This window comes from Bradyrhizobium sp. CCBAU 21365, from assembly GCF_015291305.1.
In the GTDB taxonomy this organism is placed as follows: domain Bacteria; phylum Pseudomonadota; class Alphaproteobacteria; order Rhizobiales; family Xanthobacteraceae; genus Bradyrhizobium; species Bradyrhizobium elkanii.
Window position 1 is genome coordinate 762510 of the sequence record NZ_CP030036.1, and the last position, 22652, is coordinate 785161.

The following is a 22652-nucleotide window of genomic DNA, read 5'->3' on the forward strand; positions in this document are numbered from 1 at the left end:
GTTACCGGATACATCCATGGCCCTCGTCCTCACCGAAGAACAATCCATGCTGCGCGACAGTGCGCGCGGTCTCATCAGCGACAAGGCGCCGGTGGCGCATCTGCGGTCCTTGCGCGATGCCAAGGATGCCACCGGCTTCTCGCGCGACCTCTGGAAGACTTTTGCAGAGATGGGCTTCTCAGGCCTCCTGGTGCCGGACCAGTTCGGCGGCAGCGGTCTCGGCTGCGTCGAGGCCGGCATCGTCATGGAGGAGATCGGCCGCACCTTGATGCCGTCGCCGTTCCTCGCGACCTCGGTGCTCGCCGCCTCGGCGCTGTCGCGCGGCGGCAGCGAGGCGCAGAAGGCGCAGCATCTGCCGAAAATCGCCGACGGCTCGCTGCTGGCGGCGCTCGCGATCGATGAGGGCGCCAAGCATCGCCCGCTGCAGACGAAGTTGCAGGCCACGCGCTCCGGCAACGGCTTCAAGCTGTCGGGCGACAAGGCCTTCGTGGTCGACGGCCACACCGCCGATCTCTTGATCGTCGCCGCCCGCTCGGCCGGCAGCGCCGGCGACAAGAACGGGCTGACGCTGTTCCTGGTCGATCCGAAGGCGAGGGCGCTCGCGGTCGAGCGCACCGCGATGGTCGATTCGCACAACGCGGCGCGCATCGTGTTCGACAATGTCGAGGTCAACGCCGACAGCGTGCTCGGCGAGGTCGATCAGGGCTTTGGGCTGCTCGAGGAGGTGCTCAATATCGGCCGCGGCGCGGTGGCGTCCGAAATGGTCGGTCTCTCCGACGAGGTGTTCGGCCGCACCGTGGCCTATCTGAAGGAGCGCAAGCAGTTCGGCAAGGTGATCGGCGAATTCCAGGCGCTGCAGCACCGTGCCGCGCAGCTCTATATCGATATCGAGATCACCCGCGCCGCGGTGTTGAAGGCGCTGCAGGCGCTCGATACGGATGTCGACAAGGCCGCAACCGCGGTCGCGGTGGCAAAAGCCCGCGCCGGCACCACCGCGACGCTGGCCGTGCAGGAGGGCGTGCAGATGCATGGCGGCATGGGCATGACCGACCAGTTCGACATCGGCTTCTTCATGAAGCGCGCCCGGGTCTGCCAGGAGCTGTTCGGCGACAGCAATTTCCACACCGACCAGCTGGCGAGCGGCAAGGGCTACTGAGGCGCCGCATCGTCGTCGTCGCATAACGCGGCGTCGCCGCCACGCAACGCGCTGTCATCGCTCGGCTCGACCGAGCGATCCAGTATTCCAGAGACAGTCGTGCTTGAGCGGAGAGGCCGCGGCGTACTGGATGCCCCGCTTTCGCGGGGCATGACAGTTGAGGATGCGGTGGCGGCTGTGGCCTAGCTGCGCGACGTTAGCGGATCGGCGGCGCGTACTGGACGCCGCCGGCGTTCCAGAGCTGGTTCATGCCGCGCGGGATCTTCAGCTTGGAGTCGGCGCCGACGTTGCGGTCGTAGACTTCGCCGTAATTGCCGACATGGCGGATGATGCGCACCGCCCAGTCCTTGGTCAGGCCGAGATCCTCGCCATAGGTGCCCTCGGTGCCGACCAGCCGCATCACCTCCGGCTTCTTCGACTTCAGCGCCTCGTCGATGTTCTTCGAGGTGATGCCGAGTTCTTCGGCGTTGATCATGGCGTACAGCGTCCACTTCACGATCATCATCCAGTCGTCGTCGCGCAAGCGCACCACCGGCGCCAGCGGCTCCTTGGAGATGATGTCGGCGAGGATCGTGTGGTCGCTCGGCTTGGCGAGGTTGAGCCGCAGCGCATAGAGCTGCGAGGCGTCGGACGTCAGCGTATCGCACTGGCCGGAGTTGTAGGCCTTCACGACGTCGTCCAGCTTGTCGAACTTCATCTCCGTGTATTTCATGTTGTTGGCACGGAAATAGTCGGCGAGATTGAGCTGTGTCGTGGTGTTGGCCTGCACGCAGACCTTGCTGCCGTTCAGGTCGAGCGCGGAATCGATGTTGCGCGAGCGCGGCAGCATGAAGCCCTGGCCGTCATAATAGGCGACCGCGGGGAAATAGAGGTCGTAGTTGGTCTCGCGCGACATGCTCCAGGTGGAGTTGCGCGAGAGGATGTCGACCTTGCGGTTCTGCAGCTCCTTGAAGCGCTCGCTGGCGTCGAGCGGCACGAACTTCGCCTTCGACGGATCGTCGAAGATCGCCGACGCGACCGCGCGGCAGAAGTCGACGTCGAAGCCGGTCCAGTTACCCTTGTCGTCCGGGATCGAGAAGCCCGGCAGGCCCTTGTTGACGCCGCACAGCACGTCGCCGCGGCGGACGGTGCGCTTCAGCGTGCGGGTGTCGTAACGCTCATAGGTGAAGGCGGCTGCCGCAACCAGCACGGCGACCGCGAGCCCGATCGTCAGGCCGCCTCGAAATGTACGCATGGGTTTTCTCTCGCGAATGATCGGGGGAAAGCAGGTCGGATGTGGAAAGCAGGCTGGAGGCTACAGTTCGGGCTTCTGCCGGATGATCACCTTGGTGCCGACCGGAACGCGGTTGTAGAGATCGGCGACGTCGTTGTTGACCAGGCGGAAGCAGCCGGAAGAGATGGCGGTGCCGATGGTGTCGGGCCGGTTGGTGCCGTGGATGCGGTACACCGTGGTGCCGAGATACATTGCGCGCGCGCCGAGCGGATTGCCCGGGCCGCCCGCCATGAAGCGCGGCAGATAGGGCTGGCGCGCGATCATCTCCGGCGGCGGCGTCCAATCCGGCCACTCGGCCTTGCGGGTGATGGTTACCAGCCCCTGCCACTGGAAACCATCGCGGCCGACGCCGATGCCGTAGCGGAGCGCGCGGCCATTACCCTGCACCAAATAAAGATGGCGCTCGGCGGTCGCGACGATGATGGTGCCCGGCGCCTCGTTGGTCCGGTAATATACGACCTGCTTCTGCCATTCCGGGTCGAGCTCGTAGCTGTCGTCAGCAACAAGACCGGGCTCGTCGGCGTCCGGGCGGTTCTGGGCAAAACCCTGCGACGTCGACAGCACGAGCGCCCCCGTCGCGATCAACATCCAGACCAGGTGACGAAACTTCGTCATTGAAAGCTCTCCTTGTTGGCACGCGGCCAAATGGTTGCTCCACCCAAATCGCGCGAACATCAAATCTCAGTGACAGCTTGATGGCAAGTTTAGGGCGAGCCTTGATCTAGATCACTGTAATGGTTCTGTTTTTTATCGCGATGAATAGTCGACGGATGGGCCGGCCACCTCATTTCGGCGCGATCCAGAGTCGCAAGGCGAACGAGATCAGCGCCACGGTGCCGACGCCGCCGAGCCACAGTGCCGCGAACCACAGCAGGCGCTGGCCGAGCGGCCGCTGATTCGGCGCGAGAGCCATTCCCGTTCCGATGGAATCGGAACGGGGCTCTCGATTCTCTTTTTGACGCGTTTTCTTAACGCGAACCGGGATCCACTTCGCTGGAAAACGCTCTGGCGGCATCAGTGGTATCCGTGGCCGGGGCGCACCTTGCCGCGGAACACCCAATAGGCCCAGGCGGTGTAGCCGAGGATCAACGGCACCAGGATCGAGACGCCGACCAGCATGAAGATCTGGCTGTTGGCAGGCGCCGCCGCCTGCCAGATCGTGATGCTCTGCGGCACGATGTACGGATACATGCTGATGCCGAGCCCGGCATAGGACAGCGCGAACAGCGCCAGCGTCAGGAAGAACGGCTGGTGGTCGTTCTTGTCGCTGAGCGCGCGCAGCAGCAGCGCGGTGACGGCGGCGACCGCGATCGGCACCGGCGCGGTGAGGATGATGTTGGGCCAGGCGAACCAGCGCTGGGTGTACTGCACGCTGAGGAACGGGGTCGCGATGCTGACGGCGCCGATCGCGCACAGCATCGCGACCAACAACATCCAGCTCAGATGGTAGGCGCGGTCGCGCAGCTCGCCCTCGGTCTTCATCACCAGCCAGGTCGCGCCGAGCAGCGCATAGCCGATCACCAGCGCGACGCCGGTCAGGATGCTGAACGGTGTCAGCCAATCCCACCAGCCGCCGGCGTACTGGCGTCCCTCGACATGGATGCCCTGCAGGATGGCGCCGAGCGCGATCCCCTGCGCCAGCGTCGCAAGCAGCGAGCCGCCGGCGAAAGCGAGATCCCATTTGTTGCGCGCCTTCTGGGTCCGCCAGCGGAATTCGAAGGCGACGCCGCGGAACACGAGGCCGAGCAGCATCGCGATCATCGGCGTGTAGAGCGCCGGCATCAGCACCGCATAGGCCAGCGGAAACGCCGCCATCATGCCGCCGCCGCCGAGCACCAGCCAGGTCTCGTTGCCGTCCCACACCGGCGCCACCGTATTCATGATGACGTCGCGGTCGGCCTTTTGCGGAAACAGCGGAAACAGGATGCCGAGGCCGAGATCGAAGCCGTCCATCACGACATAGACGAACACGGCAAAGGCGATGATGAAGGCCCAGATCGTGGCGAGATCGATCATCGCGCGCCCTCCACGGCTGCACCTGCCGCCGGCGTGATGCCGGCGGCGCGGGCGGGAAGATCTTTCGTCGGGCCTTGCTCGCCGGGATGCGGCGGTTGCGCCATCAGCCGCAGGATGTAGATCACGCCCGCGGTGAACACGGCGAAATAGACGATGATGAAGGCGATCAGCGACGAGCCCACCGCCGGCGCCGCCAGCGGTGACACTGAGTCCGCCGTGCGCAGCAGCCCGTAGACCGTGAACGGTTGCCGCCCGGTCTCCGTGGTGATCCAGCCTGCGAGCACCGCGATGAAGCCGGCGGGGCCCATCAGCACCGCGAAGCGATGCAGCAGCGGCGACTGGTACATCATCCCCCGCCAGCGCATCAAAAGGCTGAACAGGCCGAGCCCCATGATCAGGAAGCCGAGGCCGACCATGATGCGGAACGACCAGAAGGTGATCGGCACCGGCGGCCAGTTCTCGCGCGGCACGGTGTCGAGGCCGGCCAGCGGCGCGTCGAGCGAATGCTTCAGGATCAGCGACGACAGTTTCGGCACCTCGATCGCATACTTCACTTTCGCTTCGGCCTGGTCAGGCCAGCCGAACAGGATCAGCGGCGCGCCGTCCTTGTGGCTCTGGTAATGGCCTTCCATCGCCATCACCTTGGCGGGCTGGTGCTCCAGCGTGTTGAGGCCGTGCTGGTCGCCGGCGAGGATCTGGATCGGCGCCACCAGCGTCGCCATCCACATCGCCATCGAGAACATCACGCGCGCTCCCGCCAGATGCTGGTCGCGCAGCAGATGCCAGGCCCCGACCGCGCCGACCACCAGCGAGGTGGTGAGATATGCCGCCAGCACCATGTGCACGAGGCGGTAGGGGAACGACGGATTGAAGATCACCTTGAGCCAGTCGGCGGCGACGAACTGGCCGTCGGCGTTGACGGCATGGCCGGTCGGTGTCTGCATCCAGGAATTGGCCGACAGAATCCAGAACGCCGAGATCAGCGTGCCGATCGCGACCATCAGCGTCGCCACGAAGTGCAGCCTGGGGCCGACGCGTTCGAGTCCGAACAGCATCACGCCGAGGAAGCCCGCCTCGAGGAAGAACGCGGTCAGCACCTCATAGGCCATCATCGGGCCGATCACCGGCCCGGTCTTGTCGGCAAAGGCCGACCAGTTGGTGCCGAACTGGTAGGACATCACGATGCCCGAGACCACGCCCATGCCGAACGCAACCGCGAAGATCTTCAGCCAGTAATTGAACAGGTTGATGTAGACCTCGCGCCTGGTGGCAAGCCACAGCGCTTCCAGCACCGCGAGATAGCTCGCAAGCCCGATCGAGAATGCGGGAAACACGATGTGGAACGACATCGTGAAAGCGAATTGCGCGCGGGCGAGTACGACCGCATCCCAGCCTTCGAACATCACGCACCATCCATCGTCACAGCTGGCGTGGACCTTACCACGTCAGCTGTAACGACAAAGAGGGCGGATTGTCCGACTGAGGCGGGTTGAGTGATCGGCTTGGCGCGGTCTCGGCTCACCTCTCCCCGTTGCGCAGAGGTGAGCTTTCGACGCCGTTCCAGCTCAACCTGATCTCAGGCTTTAGCTGTCGGCATCGAGCAGCCGCGCGACGGTGCGGTCGATCTCGTCGTATTGTCCCTCGCCGGCGTGCTGGAACACGATCTTGCCGTTCTGGTCGATGACGTATTGCGCCGGCCAATACTGGTTGCGGTAGGCGTTCCAGGTCTGCGAATTGTTGTCCTGCGCCACCGGATAGAGGATGCCATGCCGCTTCAGCGCCGCCTGCACGTTGGAGGCCGAATGCTCGAACGGGAATTCCGGCGTGTGGACCCCGATCACGACGAGGCCGCGATCCCGGTACTTTGAATAAAGCTGGGTGACGTGCGGCAGCGTGTTGACGCAGTTGACGCAGCCATAGGTCCAGAAATCCACCAGCACGACCTTGCCGCGCAGGTCGGCGAGCTTCAACGGCTGCGAATTGAACCAGTTGCTGATGCCGGCGAATTCGGGCGCGGTCTGGCTCTGTTCGGTTGTCATGGCGATCGCCCGCGGCACCGGCTGGGCCGGCGCGTCTGACTCGGTGCAGAGGCCGGGAATGACGGCGCCGCCGAGGCCAAGGCCCGCCACCAGGGTGGATACGGCAATCAAGCGCAGGGACATCGATATCTCCTTTGGGCTTACAGGCCGATCTGGCCGTTTGGATAGAACTGGGTCAGCCACGCCACGATCAGCGTGTCGTATTGCAGGTAGGACAGCGCGGCGAATGCGACGATTACGACGCCGAAGCCCTGCTGCAGGCGCGGCGCGATCCGCGCCATGCTGCGCACGCGTGTGGTGACGGCCTGTCCGCCATAGGCAATCGCAAGCATCGGGATCGCGGCGCCGATCGCGTAGGTGACGAGCTGCAGGCTCGCCCACGCCGTGTCCTTCGAGGTCGCGACGATGGTCAGGATCGAGCCGAGCACGGGGCCGGCGCACGGCGTCCACACCAGGCCGAGCGTAGAGCCGAGCACGAAGCCGCCGAACAGGCCCTGCGACGGCGCCGCCTGACCGAGGCCGCCGGCCGCACCCGTGAGCCGTATCGCCAGCCACTCGAACGGCGCCGGCCAGATCATCAAGAGGCCGAAGCCCGCGAGCAGCACGGCCGCGCCGGTCCGCAGCACGTTCGGATCGAAATCGAAGGCGCGCGTGATCGCGCTCAGCAGCAATGCCACCGCAGAGAATGACATCACGAAGCCGAGCGCGATCATCGCGGGCCGCGCCTTGTCGGTCTGGCCTATCGATACCCCAAGCAGGATCGGCAGCATCGGCAGGGTGCAAGGGGCGGCGACGGTGGCGACGCCGGCAAGCAGGGCAAGGGCAAGGCTGAGCATCGTCATCCGTCCATCAGAGTCCCGGCGCGCCAGAGGGCCGTGCCGGGTACGCCTGATGTTCTTCGCGAGGACGGTTGGGCCGTTACGGCCGCCCGAGCGCCGACGACGTCACGTCAGCGTGAGGCCAATGTCATCCGCTCCGCGGCTCGCGCCGCCCAATCGGTGTCATCGCCCGGCTTGACCGGGCGATCCAGTATCCCAGAGGCCGCAATTGGGGCACGTTGAGCAGTTCGATGATCCGGAGAACGCGATCAAGCGCGAGACGCGGCCCTGGAGATCGCCGGTGGTGGCGGACAGGCCTCTGGAATACTGGGTCGCCCGGTCAAGCCGGGCGACGACAGTCATTTTGAGGCCGCAAGTTGCCACGCCAAAAACAGAGCGACCCGGCTGGGGGGCATCCCGGCCGGGTCGTTGGAGGCTACTTGGGAGGTTAGAACGAAGAAGTATCGAAACCGGTTCAGTGAAATGGGGTTGGGGTTGCGTCGTTGGATGTAGGTATAGAGGTCGCGTTTTTCCGGGTGATGTCGTCGATTGTTTCAATTGTTTCGTCGCCTGAATTTTTCGGCTTCGTGGACAATTGCCTGAATCGCGCGATCTCCAATCAAGCTATTGAATTTGCTATCCTTTATGCAGCGACGCTGTCCACGCCGGCGCCCCGCAGGAGGTCGGCGAGCTGCTTGCGGGCATAGAACATGCGGGTCTTCACCGTGCTCTGCGGGATCCCGATGATCTCGCCGGCCTCCTCGACCGACTTCTCATGGTAGTAGACCAGATTGATGATCTCGCGGTGGGCCGGCGACAGCTTGGCCACGCAGGCGCGCAGGATCTCGCTGGTGGTGGCGCGATCGAGCGAGGTTTCCGGCGTGTCGGCGCCGTCGGCGATCTCCAGCACGTCGTCCTGGTCGATGTCCTCATGCTTGCGCTGGCGCAGCGCGGTCAGCGCCTTGAAGCGGGCGATCGAGAGCAGCCAGGTCGAGACCTGCGAACGGCCCTCGAACTGGGCCGCGGTGCGCCAGACATCCAGGAACACCTGGCTGACCAGGTCCTCGGCCATGGTGGTGTCGCGCACCATGCGGAGCACGAAGCGGTAGACCCGGACGTTGTGACGGGCATAGAGCGTGTGCATCGAGGTGCGGTCATTCTTGGCGATACGCGCGAGCAGCGTTTCATCCGAGGTCGCGCGAGCAGCGTCGATATGCTTCGTGGCTGCAGCGTTGATGGCGATGACGTTCGGCATGACAGGCTCCCAGTTCGCCGTTGGGCGGCGGTTCGTTGGGAGAAACGTTAGTTACGGCCCGTTTCCGGATGTCTGCGCGAAAAGCGGAAAATGGTTTCGTGAACGGGAGAATTGTTTCGTCGCCGGCCGGACGACGAAACATTCGGGACCAAAAAGCCAATAATTTCAATGTGTGGAACGAACGGCCGGATTCCCGCCGTCGGAACGAATCCGGCGGTCATGACTTCTGGCACTGTCGGGGCTTATTCGGCCGCCTGCAACGAGGGCGTCGCCTTCTTCGGGGCAATCCAGAACGCATCGGGCCGCTCGAACAGGAAATCGGCCCGCGCCGCCAGCGCCAGCCGCCAGATCACGAGCGAGCCGGCGACGCCGACCGCGGTCACGATCAGCGAAATCAGGCCGATGTCATGGATGACGTCGAAGCGCAGCAGAAGGACGCGCGTCGCCGCCATCGGCAGGAAGAAGGCGAGATAGATCACGATCGAATGCTCGCCGCAGAAGCGCAGGAAGCCAAGCCGGTGCGCGCGCGCCAGCAGCGTGCCGGTCACGATGATCGCGCAGGCGCCGGCAAAGCCGAGTGCGAGCGAGACGATCGGCCATTCGCTCACCTCGAGCGCAACCAGGCCGCCATTGATCAGCGCCCAGAGTCCAAGCCCGAGCAGGGCCAGCGCAGGCCGCGCCCGCGCGCGGTCCGACAGCGCGAACACGTAATCGGCGAGGACATAGCCGGTGTAGAAGTAGACGAAGCGGGAGCAGAATTCGTCGATCACGGTCCAGCCGGTCGCGACATGCGCGCTCTCCAGCGCTGCCGCGATCAGCCAGATCACCAGCGGGTGGACATTGCGCGTGAGCTTGGTGACGACGAAGAAGATCGGCAGCAGATAGATGAACCACAGCGTGCCGAACGGCTCGATGAAGGACTCGAGGTATTGCAGCCCAACCTGGGCCCAGCCGGTCTCGGCGGCCAGCGACGGCGCCTTGAAGCCGAACTGAATCGTAACCCAGAGCACGTAGAAATAGGCGAAATGCATCACCTTGCGGTCGAGATAGGTGCGCCAGTCGCGATCGATCACGACCGACAGGAACAGGCCCGAGATCAGGAAGAAGTCCGGCATCCGGAACGGCTTCGCGAACATCACGACATAATGCATGAATCCGGTCTGCTCGGCGGCCTTCTCGACCCCCAGCACCGAATGCATCATCACGACCATGATGATGCAGATGCCCTTGGCATAGTCGACCCAATCGACGCGACCGCTCGCGCGCGGGGCGGAACGATCTGTCGCAGCGGCTGTGCCGTTTGTGGTCATCTTTGTCCTGTTCCGGCGTGATCGTGCCCATCATCGGCCCGATCGGTTGCTTTCTCCTTTATTCATACAAATGATGTGCCGGCGAACCTGGGCCTTTCAGCGGGTTTCCCGTAGCCGGCGAATGGTCTAAGAGGCCGGGAAATCCAAGAGAAGAGACCGTTTGTTAACCATGGGACGCACCGGCCCGAGCGCCGCTGCGGTGATGAAAAGTCCTTGCCTCGCCAATTCGATAGTCCGCTGCCGATCGACGCCGTGCTCGACGAGCTCGACCGCACGCTCGAGGGGCACAACGCCGCAGTGCTGGTGGCGCCGCCGGGCGCCGGCAAGACCACGCGCGTGCCGCTGGCGTTGCTCGATGCACCCTGGGCGAGGGGCAAGAAGATCATCGTGCTGGAGCCGCGCCGCATCGCCGCGCGCGCCAGCGCCGAGCGGATGGCGAAGACGCTCGGCGAGCGTGCCGGCGAGACGGTCGGCTATCGCGTGCGCTTCGGCTCGAAGGCGTCGCGCGCGACGCGGATCGAGGTCGTCACCGAGGGCATCTTCTCGCGCCAGATCCTCGACGATCCCGAGCTGAACGGCGTCGCCGCGGTGCTGTTCGACGAATTCCACGAGCGCTCGCTCGATGCCGATCTCGGGCTGGCGCTGGCGCGCGACGCGCAGACCGGCCTGCGCGAGGACCTGCGGATCCTCGTGATGTCGGCAACGCTCGACGGCGCACGCGTCGGAAAACTGCTCGGCGACGCGCCGGTGGTCGAAAGCGAGGGGCGCGCCTTTCCGGTCGAGACCCGTTACGTCGGCCGCAAGGTCGACGCGCCGCTGGAGCGGCAGATGGCCGAGACGATCGCGGCCGCGCTGCGCGCCGATGCCGGCTCGGTGCTCGCCTTCCTGCCGGGCGCCGCCGAGATCCGCCGCACCCAAACTTTTTTGGCCGAGCGCGTGCACGACGCCGCGGTCGAGATCGTGCCGCTGTTCGGCGCGCTCGATGCCGCCGTGCAGGATCGCGCCATCGCGCCGGCGCCGAAGGGTACCCGCAAGGTGGTGCTGGCGACCTCGATCGCCGAGACCTCGCTGACCATCGAGGGCGTCCGCATTGTGGTGGACTCCGGCCTCGCGCGGGTGCCGCGCTACGAGCCTGACATTGCGCTGACCCGGCTCGAGACGGTGCGCGCCTCGCGCGCCGCGGTGGATCAGCGGCGCGGCCGTGCCGGCCGTACCGAGCCCGGCGTCTGCTACCGGCTCTGGGACGAGCCGCAGACCGCGTCGCTGCCGGCCTACACCGCGCCCGAGATCCTGTCCGCCGATCTGTCCTCGCTGGTGCTCGACCTCGCGCAATGGGGCGTCAGCGATCCCGCGGGCCTTGCCTTCCTCGATCCGCCGCCGGGCCCCGCGCTGAAGGAAGCCAGATCGCTGCTGTCCGAGCTCGGGGCGCTCGACGGCGATGGTCGCATTACAGAGGAAGGACAGAGCCTGCGCGCGCTGGCGCTGCCGCCGCGGCTGGCGCGCATGATCGTGGATTCCGCCCGCTTCGGTATGGGCGAGGAGGCGGCCGAGATCGCCGCGGTTCTGACCGAGCGCGGGCTCGGCGGCGACAGTGTCGATCTCGACGTCAGGCTCGACCAGTTCCGCCGCGACCGCTCGCAGCGCGCATCGAGCGCCCGCAGCATGGCGGCGCGCTGGGCCGCGCAGGTGAAGTCGGCGGCCGGCGAAGCGAGGGATCTCTCCACCGGCGTCATGCTGGCCTTCGCGTTTCCGGATCGCGTCGCCAGGAATCGCGGCAACGGCAGCTTCGTGCTGGCCAATGGCCGCGGTGCCGCCGTCGAGCAGACTGCGGCGCTGGCGCGGCTGCCCTATATCGCGGTTGCCGAACTGACCGGCACGGCCGCGAGCGGCCGCATCCTGCTGGCGGCGCCGATCACCCAGGAGGAGATCGAGCAGCGCTTCGCCGACCAGATCGAGAACGTGGAAGAGGTGACGTTCGACCGCGGCGCGATGGCGCTGCGCGCCCGCCGCAGGCGTTCGTTGCACGCGATCACGCTGTCGGAGGCACCGATGCCGCTACAGCCTTCGGCCGAGACCGCGCGCGTCTTCGCCGACGGCCTGATCGCCGCCGGGCTCGACCGGTTGCCGTGGTCGAAGCACTCCAAGCAATGGCGCGACCGCGTCATGTTCCTGCGCAAGGCCGAGGACGAGAGCTGGCCCGATCTGTCGGACACGGCACTTGCCGCGCGCGCCGACGACTGGCTGGTGGGCGCGCTCTACGACAAGACCGCGCTGAAGGATCTATCCGCCGGTGACCTGTCAGACGCGCTGATGGCATTGCTGCCGTGGGAATTGCGCGCGCGGCTCGATCGCGAGGCGCCGACGCATTTCGAGGCGCCGACCGGAACGCAGCTCGCGATCGATTACGAGGCCGAGCAGGGCCCGACCATTGCGGTGCGGCTGCAGGAGCTGTTCGGGCTCAACACCCATCCCTCGATCGCCAAGGGCGCGGTGCCGCTGGTTCTGGAACTGCTGTCGCCGGCGCAGCGGCCGGTGCAGGTGACGCGCGATCTGCCCGGTTTTTGGCGCGGCAGCTACGCTGCCGTCCGTTCCGACCTGCGCGGCCGCTATCCGCGCCATCCCTGGCCGGAAGATCCCGCCAGCGCGATGCCGACCAGGCGCGTGAAACCGCGCGGGACCTGACTCTCTGCGCAACCGCGCAGCGCTTGTTGCGCCCGAAGGTCTCTCTCATTCGTCGTCCCGGCGAAGGCCGGGACCCATAACCACAAATGTCTCTTGTTGCGCGGTATTGGAGCGACGAGTCCCCTCCACAACACCGGCCGCAGTGTATGGGTCCCGGCGTTCGCCGGGACGACACCGAGTCTGTCTTTTCCCGATCATGCTTGATCGGTTGCGCTGGCGAGCGCCGGCAAACGGTGGTTAGATTTGCACGCTGGGATGGGATCACGGGCTCGCACATTGGGGAGGCCGCCGTGGAGATCAAGAATCTGGAGATCAAGAACGCATCGCCGTCGCTGTACAACGATGACCTGGCGCCGGCCAGGGAACGCAACTGGGGCGCGTTCAGCATCTTCAACGTCTGGACTTCCGACGTCCACAGCCTCTGGGGCTATTATCTCGCCGCCAGCCTGTTCCTGCTCTGCGGCAGCTTCGTCAATTTCATCCTCGCGATCGGCGTCGGCTCGCTGGTGATCTTCGTGCTGATGAGCCTGATCGGCAATGCCGGCGTGAAGACCGGCGTGCCCTATCCGGTGCTGGCGCGCGCCTCGTTCGGGGTCTGGGGCGCCAACATTCCGGCGCTGGTCCGCGCCGTCGTCGCCTGCTTCTGGTACGGCGCGCAGACCGCGGCGGCCTCGGGCGCGATCGTCGCGCTGCTGACGCGCATCGACAGCTTCAAGGCGTTCCACCAGTCCAGCCATATGCTCGGCCATTCCACGCTCGAGGTGATCTGCTTCGTCGTGATCTGGGCGCTGCAACTGCTGATCATCCAGCGCGGCATGGAAACGGTGCGGCGCTTCCAGGACTGGGCGGGTCCTGCGGTATGGCTGATGATGCTGATCCTCGCGATCTATCTCTGCATCGCGGCCGGCGGCATCTCGCTCACCGCGCCGATCCCGCAGGATGTGCTGCTGGAGAAGACCAAGGAAGCCGGCGTGCCCGGCGTGCCCGGCTCGTTCCCGGCGCTGTGCGCCGTCGCCGCCACCTGGATCACCTATTTTGCCGCGCTCTATCTCAACTTCTGCGACTTCTCGCGCTATGCGCCCGACGTGAGAGCGCTGCGCAAGGGCAATATCTGGGGCCTGCCGGTCAATCTGATCCTGTTCTCGCTGGTCGCCGGCGTCACCACGATCGCAGCGTTCAACGTCTATCACGAGGTGCTGCTGCATCCCGACCAGATCTCGGCGAAGTTCGACAGCTGGTTCCTGGCGCTGCTCGCGGCGGTCACCTTCGCGGTGGCGACGCTCGGCATCAACGTCGTCGCCAATTTCGTCTCGCCGGCGTTCGATTTCTCGAACGTGTTTCCGCGGCATATCGACTTCAAGAAGGGCGGCTACATCGCGGCGCTGATCGCGCTCGCGCTGTATCCGTTCGCCCCCTGGGAGGGCAGCGCCGCCTCGTTCGTCGGACTGATCGGCGCGACCATGGGGCCGATCTTCGGGATCATGATGGTCGATTATTATCTGATCGCCAAAGGTCGCGTGAACGTGCCGGCGCTGTACCAGGAGGACGGCGAATATCGCTTCCAGAACGGCTGGAACGTCAGCGCGCTGATCGCGGCCGCGATGGGCGCCCTGTTCTCGTCGGTGCTGCCGAACTTCACCTCGATCCTGCCGGCCTGGTGGGCGGTCTATGGCTGGTTCTTCGGCGTCGGGATCGCGGGCGCGGTCTATTACGCACTTCGCGTTGCGATGCCGAGCCCGGTCGCCAGGACAGCCTGAGAAGACGGCCTGCAGGCCGGCAGATTGCTGCCCGGGCAGGCGGCCGATGTCATTCGGCCGCTTCTGTGGGCTCACATTAACGCTTCGCTCATCCTTTTCGCCAAAATGGCAGGCTCGTGCCGCCGCCCTCGCTCGCGGCGGGGCGGGCGGCGTGGTGAAATTGCGTGTTCGGTTTTCCGAGTATGGTGTCATGCGTAACCTGATGATTTTCGCGGCCATCCTGATCGGGCTGGGCACCTTCATGGCCCAGATGGCCAGCAAGATGTCGCCTGCCGCCGCGACCACGACAAGGCAGACCGTCGCCCCAGCCGTCACGGCGGCGCAGGCCGGCGCCCGCACATTCAGCATTGCGCCCGATCCTCGCGGTCATTTCGCGACCGACGGCCGGATCGACGGCCAGCGCATCAACTTCATGGTCGACACCGGCGCCTCGGTGGTTGCGCTGAACGAGGCCTCGGCCGCCCGCTTCGGCCTGCGTCCGGTGCCGGGCGATTACACCTCGCGCGTGACCACTGCGAACGGCACCATCAAGGCCGCGCGCGCCCGCATCGCCATGATCGAGATCGGCGGCCTCACCGTGCGCGACGTCGACGCCCTGGTGCTGCCGGACGAGGCGCTGTCGGAAAACCTGCTCGGCCTGTCCTTCCTGTCGAAGCTGAAACGCTTCGAATACGCCAACGGCAAATTGTTGCTGGAGCAGTAAATCCAGCCGCTTGAGCTATTGTGCCCCCTCCCGGTCGCGGCTGCGTGGTGCTATATTGAGCCCATGAACAGGTTCGATGCGATCGATACGTTGCGGCGTTCCGAGCAGGCTTTGCGCGGGCGTGGGGTGATGCATGCGGCTCTGTTTGGCTCGGTTGCACGGGGCGACCGCCGCGCTGATAGCGATATCGATATCATGATCGAAATCGATCCGGGCGCTCGCCTGACGGTTTTCGACTACATGGACATCAAGGAGTATATTTCGGGACTATTCGAAGGGCCCGTCGACGTGGTCAATCGTGATGCGCTGAAGCCTTATGTCCGGCCTGCCGCAACGGCCGACGCGATCTATGCCTTCTGATCGCGTAGACGGCGCGCTCCGCGATATCCTGTATCATATCGATATGGCGATGCGGTTTGTCGAAGGCCTCGATCGCGAAAAGTTCAAGGCCGATATTCGCTCTGTCTATGCTGTAACGCGTTGCCTCGAGATCATTTCGGAGGCATCGCGGCGTCTCCCAGCTGGCCTCAAGGCGAGGCATCCTGGGATTGCGTGGAAACAGATGGCCGCGGCCGGCAACGTGTATCGGCACGACTATGAGGATGTTGCAGCGCAGTTAGTATGGGAGACCGTTGAGCAGGCATTGCCGCCGCTGAGAGTAGTGATCGAGCAGGAGATCGCGCTCTGATCGGAGAGGCATGTGCCTGTCCCGCTATCCGCCGCCATTTCTGCCGCAATTTTCGGCCCCCAGCCCCAGTCTCACCTTTCGCTCGGCCTGCGCATTCGCTAAAGGCTGCGGCGATGTCTTTCTGCATGCGACCATAAGGCCGACCCATGTTTCCGAAGCCGAAATCCGCGCTGGTCCCGAACACCTATGCCTTCGAATCCGAGCCGATGGTGAAGCCGACCGGGTTTCGCGAGTACGACGCGCGCTGGCTGTTCAACAAGGAAATCAACCTGATGGGCGTGCAGGCGCTGGGCATGGGGCTCGGCGCGCTGATCGCTGAGCTCGGCGTCCGCCAAGAGATCGTCACCGGTCACGATTTCCGCGGCTATTCCGCTTCGATCAAATACGCGCTGATCTCAGGCCTGATGGCGGCGGGCTGCAAGGTGCACGACATCGGGCTCGCGGTGACGCCGATGGCCTATTTCGCGCAGTTCGATCTCGACGTGCCCTGCGTCGCCATGGTCACCGCCTCGCACAACGACAATGGCTGGACCGGCGTCAAGATGGGCGCCAACCGTCCGCTCACCTTCGGTCCCGACGAGATCTCGCGGCTGAAGGCAATCGTGCTCAACGCCGAATTCAACAACAAGGCCGGCGGCTCCTATCAATTCCACGAGAATTATCCGGCGCGCTACATCGCCGACCTCACCAGCCGGCCGAAGCTGAAGCGCAGGCTGAAGGTCGTCGCGGCCTGCGGCAACGGCACCGCGGGCGCGTTCGCGCCGCAGGTGCTGGAGGCGATCGGCTGCGAGGTGATCCCGCTCGACACCGAGCTCGATCACACCTTCCCGAAATACAATCCGAATCCGGAAGACATGGAGATGCTACACGCGATCCGCGACGCGGTGCTGGCGCACAAGGCCGATGTCGGACTCGGCTTCGATGGTGACGGAGATCGCTGCGGCGTGGTCGACAACACCGGCGAGGAGATCTTTGCCGACAAGGTCGGCGTCATGCTGGCGCGCGACATGTCGGCGATCAACGCCAACGCGCAGTTCGTCGTCGACGTGAAGTCGACCGGGCTGTTCGTGACCGATCCGGTATTGCAGAAGCAGGGTGCAAAGACGGTCTACTGGAAGACCGGGCATTCCTACATGAAGCGGCGCACCAATGAGCTGGGCGCGCTCGCCGGCTTCGAGAAGTCGGGCCACTTCTTCTTCAACAAGCCGTTCGGCCGCGGTTATGACGACGGCCTGGTGTCGGCGATCGCGATCTGCGAAATGCTCGATCGCGCCCCCGGCAAGTCGATGGCCGACCTCAAGAACGCGTTGCCGAAGACCTGGTCGTCGCCGACCATGTCGCCGCATTGCGCCGACGAGGCGAAGTACGGCGTCGTCGACGCCGTCGTGAAGCACTTCGAGGCGTTGCAGCAGAACGGCGGGAAGGTCGCGGGCCAGAGCATCCGCGACCTCGTCACCGTCAACGGCGTGCGCGTCACGGTCGAGGACGGCAGCTGGGGCCTGGTGCGCGCGTCCTCGAACAAGCCGGAGCTCGTGGTCGTGGTGGAAAGCCCGGTCAGCGAGCGGCGCATGCACGACATGTTCGAGGCGATGGATTCGGTGCTCCGCACGCACCCAGAAGTCGGCGAATACAATCAGAAGATCTGAGCTGGGTGCTTGCCGCGAAGAATGGTGTCATCACCCGCGAAAGCGGGTGATCCAGTATTCCAGAGACGGTCGTGATTGAGCCGAGAGGCTGCGGCGTACTGGATCGCCCGGTCAAGCCGGGCGATGACAGCTCAGGAGGTGGTGCTCACGCCGCCCGCAGCGAGGCCAGGAAGCGGTCCAGCTCGGTCTTCAGCCACTCCGATTGCGACGACAGGCCGTTCGCCGCATCGAGCAGTTGTGCGGTCGCGCTGCCGGCCTGTTCGGAGGCGCGGTTGACGTTGAGGATGCCCTTGTTGACATCCCGCGTGCGATCGGCGGCCTGCTGCAAATTGCTGGAGATCTCGCGGGTCGCCGCGCCCTGCTGATCGACAGCCGCCGCGATCTCGCCGGAGACCTGGTCGATTTCCGCGATCGTGGTGCCGATGGTGCCGATCGCGCTGACGGCCGCGCCGGTCGCGCTCTGGATATCCTGGATCTGGGCCGAAATCTCCTCGGTCGCCTTGGCGGTCTGGTTGGCGAGTGCCTTGACCTCGCTCGCGACCACGGCGAATCCGCGGCCATGCTCGCCGGCGCGCGCCGCTTCGATGGTTGCGTTCAGGGCGAGCAGATTGGTCTGGCTGGCGATGCTCTGGATCAGCGTCACCACCTCGCCGATCTTCTGGGTGCCGGCGGCAAGCCCTTCGACGACGCCGTTGGTGCGGCGTGCCTCGTCGGCGGCCTTGGCGGCGATCCGCGCCGAGCGCGTCACCTGCTCGGCGATGTTGTTGATCGACGCCGTCAGCTCCTCGGTCGCGGACGCGACGGTTTCCACGTTGCTCGACGCCAGCGTCGATGCCGAGGCGGCGGCGGTGGCCTGGCGGATGGTTTCCGCATTGCTGCCGTTCATCGTTGCCGACAGGTCCTGCATCGCGCCGGCCGCCACCGCGACGGCCTCGACGACCTCGCCGATCTTGCGCTCGAAGCCGGCGGCGAGCTCGCGCCGCGCGGCATCGCGATCTTGCTTGGCTCGTTCGGCCTCGATGCGCTCGGCGTTGGCGCGCGCTTCGGCGGCACCGGCGGCCTCGGCCTCCGCCGCCTTCTGCGCCGACGCCCTGAACAGTTCGGCAAGCGTGTGCGCGAGCCAGATCAGCACGCCGGCCTCGATCAGCAGGATCACGGCGTGGAGAACGACGCGACCGAAATCGGCGCCGCCGGGATAGATCGCGGCCGGCAGGATGAAATTCAGCGTCAGGTGATGCAGGGCAACCGCCGCAGTGCCGGCGACGATCGGCCGATAGTCGCAATAGGCGACGAGGCACGCCAGCGCGGCGAAGAAATACATGTGCATGTCGACCTGCCAGCGGTGGCCGGCGAACTGGTAGACCAGCATCGACACGCCGGCCATCAGGGCCACCGCAACGATCAGGCGTGTCGAAACGCCGTTCCCCGACACGCGCCACGACAATGTCGCGGCCAGCGCCATCGCGACCATGAAGCCGGCCGGCATCAGCCAGTCGGCATGCAGCGTCACGCCGACGATGATCGCGATCGGAACGTGCAGCCACAGCACCACGAGCAGAATCTTGCTGGCCATCTTGCGCAGGGCGGCCATGTCATCGCCTTCGAAGGTCATCCCCAGCCCCCAGATCGTCATCCGCCCTGAAGCAGCCGGCGATCGCCTGCGGATCCATGGTCAGCAAGGCGCCGGCCTCGTACAGCCGGTTCAGCCCGCCACTTGGGTCAGGCCGCACCACCAGCAGGGCCGGGATCGCGGTCATCCGAACGAGCGACGCATCGGCGGTTGCTGCGGCCAGCAGCACGCGCTCGGCGCGCCACCATGGCGGAAAGGCCACGGCCACCACGTCGCTGCCCGCACGCACCTTTAGCGACAGCGTTGCGACCGCGATCCAGCTCGCGATCAGCAATGCAGCCGCGCCCAGCCAGGCAGGCGGTCGTTTCGCTGGGATGATCTCCCCCGGCTCCATCGCAGCAGGATACCGCTGCCGGCGCTAACTTCAGGTAAATGCCGAACCGGTCAACTACCTGGGAGCGTAACGTGCGGGATGTGCGGCGCGCTTACGCCGCGGGCACCGGCAGCGCCGTCACCGACTTGATCTTCTCCATCGCGAAGCGCGAGGTGACGTTCTTCAGCGGCACGGCGCTGATCAGCTTCTTGTAGAACACGTCGTAGGCCTGCATGTCCGCGACCACGACGCGCAGCATGTAGTCGACGTCGCCGGCCATCCGGTAGAACTCCATCACCTCGGGCATGGCGCTGACGGCGTCGGCGAATTTGCGCAGCCAGGCTTCCGAATGGTCGGCGCTCTCGACCGAGACGAACACCGAAATCCCGAGGCCGATCTTGTTCTGGTCGACCAGCGCCACGCGGCGCAGGATCACGCCGTCGGCCTCGAGCCGCTGGATGCGCTTCCAGCACGGCGTCGACGACAGTCCGACCCGGTCGCCGATCTCGGCGACGGAGAGCGACGCATCCTCCTGCAACACGGTCAGAATCTTGCGATCGATCGCGTCGAGGCGGCGGCTGTTGTCATGAAGCTGAATGGCGACATCGGTCATAGAAGAAAGTTCCATATGAAGGTTCAATATCCCTCATATAGAGAAGAATCTTCCAAATCAAGCGATTCGTGGCGGCTCAGGCCGGCTTGGCGTCGGCGTGCTGACCCAAAAACTCTTCAACTTCAGTACGTTGCGGTGCGGCATAAGCACCCCCGAAGCGGGTGCATTTCAGCGCTGCAGCGGCCGAGGCGAACCGCAGCGCGTCGCGCAGCGGCTGTTTCTCGGTGATGGCAAGGGCAAACGCCCCGTGGAAGACGTCGCCGGCCCCGAGCGTGTCGACGGTATGGACCGGGAAGGCCGGGGTTTCCTCGAGCTCGCCGTTCTCGTTGAGCCAGATCGTGCCCATCGGCCCGCGGGTGCCGGCCAGGAAGGAGGGGGTGAGCTTGGCGAGCTTGTGCAGCGCTTGGCCGTCGTCGGTGACGTCGGCGGTCTCCTGCAGCGGCTCGCTGGAGAACACCAGATGGGACGATGCGGTGAGCAGCCCCTCCCGCATCGACATCGCGCGGTCGACGTCGACCACTACCGGAATGCCGCGTTTGACCGCCTCCGCGCAAAGCTCGGTGCAGAACGGCGCGCAGCGGCTCTCGGTCAGGATCGCCGCGCAATCCTCCAGCAACAGCTCGGTCGGCGGCAGCTTGACCTTCCAGAGCTCGGGATCGCGGAAGGTGACGATGGTGCGCTCGCCGCTGTCGTCGATCATGATCGCCGAGATCGGGGTGACCAGGTTCGGCATGTGGATCAGATGATTGGTCTCGATGCCTTCCTGGGCGAGCTTGTCGAAGATGTAGCGGCTCGAGGTCTCCTGCGAATCGCCCATCGGTCCGCAGATCGAAGCGCGGCCGCCCAGCCGGACGATGCCGATCGCGGCGTTCAGCGCATTGCCGCCGCAGATCTCGTCGAAATGCGTCGCGTTCTCCTTGGAGCCGCGCGCCGGGACGCTGACGCGAAAGGTCAGGTCGCGCACCGGCAGGCCGATGCAGAGGATGCGGGGCGGGACTTTCGGGGCGCCGTCCTGAAAATTCATGCGGGGATCCGTCGCAATGGTTCCGTTACTGCCAGACCTATTGTCCAGCTTTAATCGGCAGAACGATGTCCGGTTCCCGCTATTTGTCCAACGGGTTCTGGTGGTGCACCCAGCGGCCGAGCAGATGATGGGCAATCGCGAACGGATGCGGGCCGGCGAGCCCGTCGGGATGCTGGCGCTTCAGCATCAGCGACGCCTCGGCATGGTCGAACCAGCGCGCGTCCTCCAGCTCGGTGCGGTCGACCACGATGTCCTCGTTGGTCGCGCGCGCGGTGCAGCCGATCATCAGCGATGATGGATAGGGCCAGGGTTGCGTCATGTAGTAATTGACGTCGGTGCAGCGGATGCCGGACTCCTCGAAAATCTCGCGCCGCACGGCGTCCTCGATGGTCTCGGCGGCTTCCACGAACCCGGCGAGGCAGGAATACATGCCGGGCATGAACTGCTTCTGTCGTCCCAGCAGCACCTTGTCGCCGTAGGTGACCAGCATGATCACGACCGGGTCGGTGCGCGGAAAGTGCTCGGCCTTGCAGCTCGGGCATTCGCGCTTCCAGCCGCCATCCTTCATCGCCGTGCGGGTGCCGCAATTGGCGCAGAAGCCGTGGCGCTGATGCCAGGTCACCATCGATTTCGCCATTGCGATGGCCGAGAGCTGCTCGGGCGGCACCACGCCCTGCATCGCCATGCCGCGCAATTCGGTGATCGCGACGTCGCTGCGTCCGACCAGCTTCTCGGCCGCCTGCGGCGCGATCCCCATGCCGAAGATCGGCGCGGCGTCGCGCAGCCCCAGGAAAATCGTGCCGGGATTGGCGCCAAAGCTGCGGGCTTCCTCCAGCGAGAGCAGTGCGCGGGCGCCGCCGTCCTCCTGCTTCACGACCAGCGAGTCGCGATAGATCACATAGGCTCTAGCTTCGCGGTGCCCTTCCAGCGCGAACAGCTTCTCGTCATTGCTGCGCAGATGCGCGGCGCGGTCCAGCACGTGGGTGACGAAGGCCGGCTGGCCGAGCGGAAATGAATCGAATGCGGACATTGAATCTCAACCCAACCAGATCTTGCGGCGAAGCGCGCTGATGAAATTCTGCACTTCCTCGGCGTCATGCGCCAGCGGCGGCATCACGCCCCAAACGGGACGCGGCCATGCAGCGTCGCTGGTGCGGCGCGCGATGACGTGGACGTGGAGCTGCGGGACGAGGTTGCCGAGCGCGGCGACATTCAGCTTGTCGCACTTGGTGACCTCTTTCAGGGCCCGCGAGACGCGGGTGATTTCCGTCATCAGCTGCGCCTGCGCGACTTCGTCGAGGTCGATGATCTCGACCGCGCCGTCGCGCCGCGGCACCAGCAGCAGCCACGGATAATGCGCATCCTTGATGACCAGCACCTTGCACAGCGGCAGGTCGCCGATGTCGATGGTGTCTTTCTTGAGCTGCGAATGCAGCGACCAGTTGGAGGCGGACATGGGGGGCAAATAATGCCTTTCCGTGTTCCCAGACAAGCCCCGCAAAGCCAGCCTTACAAAGCCGGGTCAGGCCGCTTGCTTTCCGGCGGTTTTGGCCCCAAATAGGGACCGGGAGATTGGCGGTGGACGAGCCACTCGCCAACCGGGTCAGGTCCGGAAGGAAGCAGCCCTAACGAGGTCCGGATCGGGTCGCTCGTCAGTCTCCTACCTGTTTTTCCGAGCGAATCGCGCTGGAATGGCGGTCTCCGCGCCCGGCGCTCGATTTTGGCTCCT

The 22652-nt window shown here is 65.3% G+C and carries 22 protein-coding genes and 1 other RNA gene; 8 read left to right on the top strand and 15 right to left on the bottom strand.

What is annotated here, in order from left to right:
* The first annotated feature begins 16 nt into the window (after positions 1-16).
* Positions 17-1156 (top strand): acyl-CoA dehydrogenase family protein, encoded by a 1140-nt coding sequence (locus XI02_RS03405; protein ID WP_172645965.1) that lies wholly within the window; start codon positions 17-19, stop codon positions 1154-1156.
* A gap of 196 nt (positions 1157-1352) precedes the next feature.
* Here XI02_RS03405 and XI02_RS03410 read toward each other — a convergent pair whose 3' ends face one another.
* The 9 genes from XI02_RS03410 to XI02_RS03450 form a co-directional block, all read right to left on the bottom strand.
* Positions 1353-2390, bottom strand: a complete 1038-nt coding sequence (locus XI02_RS03410; RefSeq protein ID WP_172645964.1) for an amino acid ABC transporter substrate-binding protein — start codon at positions 2388-2390, stop codon at positions 1353-1355.
* Positions 2391-2450: 60 nt separating this feature from the next.
* Positions 2451-3044 carry a L,D-transpeptidase gene (locus XI02_RS03415; RefSeq protein WP_018269487.1) on the bottom strand — a complete coding sequence of 198 codons (594 nt, stop codon included), beginning with the start codon at positions 3042-3044 and terminating at the stop codon, positions 2451-2453.
* Positions 3045-3213: 169 nt separating this feature from the next.
* Positions 3214-3342: a hypothetical protein gene (locus tag XI02_RS03420; RefSeq protein ID WP_016848058.1), complete on the bottom strand. Its 129-nt coding sequence runs from the start codon at positions 3340-3342 to the stop codon at positions 3214-3216.
* Between the two features lie 101 nt (positions 3343-3443).
* On the bottom strand, positions 3444-4445 hold the full coding sequence (cydB, locus tag XI02_RS03425; protein WP_069279204.1) for a cytochrome d ubiquinol oxidase subunit II: 1002 nt from the start codon (positions 4443-4445) through the stop codon (positions 3444-3446).
* Positions 4442-5848, bottom strand: coding sequence for a cytochrome ubiquinol oxidase subunit I (locus tag XI02_RS03430; protein ID WP_069279203.1), 1407 nt, complete (start codon positions 5846-5848; stop codon positions 4442-4444). Before XI02_RS03430 ends, cydB begins: the two co-directional genes overlap by 4 nt.
* A 180-nt stretch (positions 5849-6028) precedes the next feature.
* The gene (locus tag XI02_RS03435) at positions 6029-6607 is read right to left on the bottom strand and encodes a thioredoxin family protein (RefSeq protein ID WP_172645963.1); all 579 of its coding nucleotides are present in this window, start codon (positions 6605-6607) and stop codon (positions 6029-6031) included.
* Between the two features lie 17 nt (positions 6608-6624).
* Complete coding sequence (locus tag XI02_RS03440; protein WP_069279252.1) at positions 6625-7320, bottom strand: cytochrome c biogenesis CcdA family protein; 696 nt, start codon at positions 7318-7320, stop codon at positions 6625-6627.
* Positions 7321-7945: 625 nt separating this feature from the next.
* Positions 7946-8557: a sigma-70 family RNA polymerase sigma factor gene (locus XI02_RS03445; RefSeq protein ID WP_016848063.1), complete on the bottom strand. Its 612-nt coding sequence runs from the start codon at positions 8555-8557 to the stop codon at positions 7946-7948.
* 242 nt (positions 8558-8799) lie between these two features.
* A complete protein-coding gene (locus XI02_RS03450; protein WP_172645962.1) occupies positions 8800-9867 on the bottom strand; it encodes an acyltransferase family protein in 1068 nt (355 codons plus the stop codon).
* Positions 9868-10080: 213 nt separating this feature from the next.
* Between XI02_RS03450 and hrpB the strand changes: the two genes are divergently transcribed.
* The 6 genes from hrpB (at position 10081) to XI02_RS03480 (ending at position 17343) form a co-directional block, all read left to right on the top strand.
* Positions 10081-12549, top strand: coding sequence for an ATP-dependent helicase HrpB (gene hrpB, locus XI02_RS03455; RefSeq protein ID WP_172645961.1), 2469 nt, complete (start codon positions 10081-10083; stop codon positions 12547-12549).
* 305 nt (positions 12550-12854) lie between these two features.
* Entirely contained in the window at positions 12855-14306 is a 1452-nt protein-coding gene (locus tag XI02_RS03460) for an NCS1 family nucleobase:cation symporter-1 (RefSeq protein WP_172648959.1), read from the top strand.
* A gap of 190 nt (positions 14307-14496) precedes the next feature.
* The gene (locus XI02_RS03465; RefSeq protein WP_141713564.1) at positions 14497-15009 is read left to right on the top strand and encodes a TIGR02281 family clan AA aspartic protease; all 513 of its coding nucleotides are present in this window, start codon (positions 14497-14499) and stop codon (positions 15007-15009) included.
* A gap of 90 nt (positions 15010-15099) precedes the next feature.
* Entirely contained in the window at positions 15100-15369 is a 270-nt protein-coding gene (locus tag XI02_RS03470; RefSeq protein ID WP_311986750.1) for a nucleotidyltransferase family protein, read from the top strand.
* Entirely contained in the window at positions 15359-15697 is a 339-nt protein-coding gene (locus XI02_RS03475; RefSeq protein ID WP_069279199.1) for a DUF86 domain-containing protein, read from the top strand. Before XI02_RS03470 ends, XI02_RS03475 begins: the two co-directional genes overlap by 11 nt.
* Before the next feature lie 146 nt (positions 15698-15843).
* Positions 15844-17343, top strand: a complete 1500-nt coding sequence (locus XI02_RS03480; protein ID WP_194483371.1) for a phosphomannomutase/phosphoglucomutase — start codon at positions 15844-15846, stop codon at positions 17341-17343.
* Positions 17344-17488: 145 nt separating this feature from the next.
* Here XI02_RS03480 and XI02_RS03485 read toward each other — a convergent pair whose 3' ends face one another.
* The 6 genes from XI02_RS03485 to XI02_RS03510 form a co-directional block, all read right to left on the bottom strand.
* A complete protein-coding gene (locus XI02_RS03485; RefSeq protein ID WP_172645959.1) occupies positions 17489-18955 on the bottom strand; it encodes a methyl-accepting chemotaxis protein in 1467 nt (488 codons plus the stop codon).
* Entirely contained in the window at positions 18936-19247 is a 312-nt protein-coding gene (locus XI02_RS03490) for a hypothetical protein (RefSeq protein ID WP_244980845.1), read from the bottom strand. Before XI02_RS03490 ends, XI02_RS03485 begins: the two co-directional genes overlap by 20 nt.
* 151 nt (positions 19248-19398) lie before the next feature.
* Positions 19399-19899 (bottom strand): Lrp/AsnC family transcriptional regulator, encoded by a 501-nt coding sequence (locus tag XI02_RS03495; RefSeq protein ID WP_016848075.1) that lies wholly within the window; start codon positions 19897-19899, stop codon positions 19399-19401.
* A gap of 76 nt (positions 19900-19975) precedes the next feature.
* Positions 19976-20923, bottom strand: a complete 948-nt coding sequence (locus XI02_RS03500) for a sugar kinase (protein ID WP_016848076.1) — start codon at positions 20921-20923, stop codon at positions 19976-19978.
* A 79-nt stretch (positions 20924-21002) separates the two neighbouring features.
* Positions 21003-21953 carry an NAD(+) diphosphatase gene (nudC, locus tag XI02_RS03505; RefSeq protein WP_016848077.1) on the bottom strand — a complete coding sequence of 317 codons (951 nt, stop codon included), beginning with the start codon at positions 21951-21953 and terminating at the stop codon, positions 21003-21005.
* Between the two features lie 6 nt (positions 21954-21959).
* Positions 21960-22379 (bottom strand): HIT domain-containing protein, encoded by a 420-nt coding sequence (locus tag XI02_RS03510; RefSeq protein ID WP_016848078.1) that lies wholly within the window; start codon positions 22377-22379, stop codon positions 21960-21962.
* Positions 22380-22490: 111 nt separating this feature from the next.
* Here XI02_RS03510 and ffs point away from each other — a divergent pair.
* Positions 22491-22587, top strand: an RNA gene (gene ffs, locus XI02_RS03515) — signal recognition particle sRNA small type.
* The last annotated feature ends 65 nt before the right edge of the window (positions 22588-22652 follow it).